Origin of the sequence: Pseudomonas sp. HMWF006, from assembly GCF_003061205.1 — a bacterium.
Lineage (GTDB): Bacteria > Pseudomonadota > Gammaproteobacteria > Pseudomonadales > Pseudomonadaceae > Aquipseudomonas > Aquipseudomonas monsensis.
Window position 1 is genome coordinate 3769 of the sequence record NZ_QAIU01000432.1, and the last position, 2601, is coordinate 6369.

Genomic DNA, 2601 nt, shown 5'->3' on the forward strand with positions numbered 1-2601 from the left:
TTCACCCCGACCGCGAATGTCACCGATCCGAGCAACTTCATCGCGCTGGACACCAGCAACGTCACTGACCTGGCCGGTAACGTCGGCAGCACGGTGGCGGTGTCGAACAACTATGGTCTCGACAGCGAACGGCCAACGGCGACGGTGGTGATTGCCAACCCGAACCTGGGCATCGGCCAGACATCGGCGGTGACCATCACCTTCAACGAGGCGGTGAGCGGCTTCGATCTGGCAGACATCAATGTTGGTAACGGCACCTTGTCCAACCTGAGCAGCAGCGACGGCGGCAAGACCTGGACCGCGACGCTGACACCGAATGCCAACGTCAACAGTGCCAGCAATGCGATCAGCGTCAACAGCGCGGGTGTCAGCGATGCCTCCGGCAACAGTGGCAGCGGTGTCAGCAGCTCGAACAATTACGTGATCAATACCGTGCCGCCGGTCGTTCCACCCTCGACACCAACCAGCGTGGTGATTCCCGATCCACTGATTCGCAGCAGCGATCCGGTGGTGCCGCCACCGCCGCCGAACATCCCGCTGCAACCGATCATTTTCACCGCCCCCACCGGCGATATCGGCTCACCGCTGACCTTTGCGCCGCTGTTCGAACAACGGGTGATTGGCAACGGCATCCGCCCGCTGGGCGATATTTTCATCAATCAAGGTGCCCTCAGCCCGAGCTTCATTGCGCAAGTGTTCAGCAGCAGTGACAACGGCGGTGATGGATCCGGTCACGGCTTCCTCGGCTTTGGCGGCGGTGATGGCGGCGTATTCGGTACCAGCACGTTATCGAGCCTGTTCAATCAAGACAGTGCCGCCGACCGCGATTCGTTGAATGCGTTTGGCAGCCAGTCACTCAAGGCTGGCGACGTTTCTCAAGGCCTGCGCGGCGTGTTTGGTGCGCCGACGCTGGGGCAGCAACTGCAAGAACTCAAAGACAACGAACAGCACCGGGTCGACAACCTGGCGGCGGCACTGCAACAGGTCGGCATCAGCGAAATATCGGCCTGAACCAACCATTACTCAACACTGTGCGGGACCTAGGGGCGATCCAGGGATGAAAAGAAGTCAGAAGTTGTTCGGCGCCAGCCTGCTGTCGCTGGCGATCAGCGGATGTGCAGTGACCAGTGAACCGATTGAACGCAGCGTCAGTGAACAGCGGGCCAGGAGCGACCTGCACAGCATGTACAAGGATCAGGAACCGCTGCGCGGCCCGCTGACCCTGCACCAGGCCATGGCTCGCGCGGTGAAGTACAACCTCGAAGGCCGCTTGAAGATCATGGAGGAGGCGCTGGCCAAGCGGCAGCTCGACCTCGCCAGTTTCGACATGCTGCCGCGCATGGCGCTGGACGCCGGTTACGTCGGGCGCAACAACGTCAACGCCTCCAGCAGCCAGAGCGTACGTACCGGCACTCAGTCGCTGGAACCGTCGACCTCGCAGGATCGCGACCGTGAAGTCGCCGACCTGACCATGGTCTGGAACGTTCTGGACTTTGGCGTCAGTTACATCAGCGCCAAACAGCAGGGCGACCAACGCCTGATCGTCCAGGAGCGTCGCCGCAAGGTGATCAACACCATCGTTCAGGATGTGCGCTCGGCCTATTGGCGAGCGATGGCCGCCGAACGTCTGCTCAAGCAGATTGACAGCCTGATGGCCCGTGTCGACACCGCCCGGCGCAACAGCCAGAGCATGAGCGACCAGCGCATTGGCGACCCGGTGCAATCGCTCAGCTACCAACGTTCGCTGATCGAAGCCACCCGGCAACTGGAAGAGCAGCGCCGTGCCCTGTCTTTGGCGAAAACCGAACTGGCGACCCTGATCAACCTGCCGCTGGGTACCAACCTGACCTTGGCCACCGATGACGGTTATCAGATTCCCGAACTCAAGGTCGATCTGGCGAAACTGGAACAGGAGGCGCTGACCAGCCGTCCGGAACTGCGTGAGCAGGATTACCAGACCCGCATCAGCGCCGCTGAAACCCGCAAGGCCATGCTGCGTCTGTTGCCGGGCCTGGAGTTTTCCGCCGGCGGGCATTACGACAGCAACTCGTTCCTGGTCGAACAGGGCTGGGCCGACTATGGCGTGAAAGTCACCTGGAACCTGTTCAACGTGATCTCCGCTCCGGCGGCCATTGATGTCGCCAAGGCTGGCGAGGAAGTGGCCACCGCGCGGCGTCAGGCCATGTCGATTGCGGTGCTGGCGCAGCTCTACGTGGCCAACGCCAACTATCAAGAGGCCTTGCGCCAGTTCAAGACCAGCCAGCAACTGTCGGACATCGACGGGCAAATCGTCGGCCAGTTGCGCAATCGTCATCAGGCGGCGGGCATTGGTGAACTGGAACTGATTCAGGGCGAGCTGAACAACCTGCAAGCAGACCTGCGCCGCGACCTGTCCTACGCCGATCTGCGCAATGCGTACGGACAGATCTTCGCCAGTGCCGGCCTCGATCCACTGCCGGATCAGGTGCAATCGACCGAAGTGCAGTCGATCGCCACCGCACTGGCCAATCGAGAATCGGCCTGGGCGGCCGGGGATATTTCTGTGCCGGTGGCGCATGCTGCGGCGCCGGCCCGGTAAGCGCCGGGTGGGCTCGTGAGCCG

The 2601-nt window shown here is 62.0% G+C and carries 2 protein-coding genes; both read left to right on the plus strand.

Going from position 1 to position 2601, the window contains the following annotated elements; genetic code table 11:
- Positions 1 to 1011 (plus strand): Ig-like domain-containing protein (locus DBR24_RS32715; RefSeq protein ID WP_256591609.1); only part of this gene is annotated, 1011 nt, incomplete at its 5' end.
- 46 nt (positions 1012 to 1057) lie between these two features.
- Positions 1058 to 2578, plus strand: a complete 1521-nt coding sequence (locus DBR24_RS18150; protein WP_128615439.1) for a TolC family protein — start codon at positions 1058 to 1060, stop codon at positions 2576 to 2578.
- The last annotated feature ends 23 nt before the right edge of the window (positions 2579 to 2601 follow it).

Bases quoted from the DNA above. Each gene is read 5' to 3' on its own strand.
- DBR24_RS18150 (WP_128615439.1), top strand. From the start codon at position 1,058: ATGAAAAGAAGTCAGAAGTTGTTCGGCGCCAGCCTGCTGTCGCTGGCG.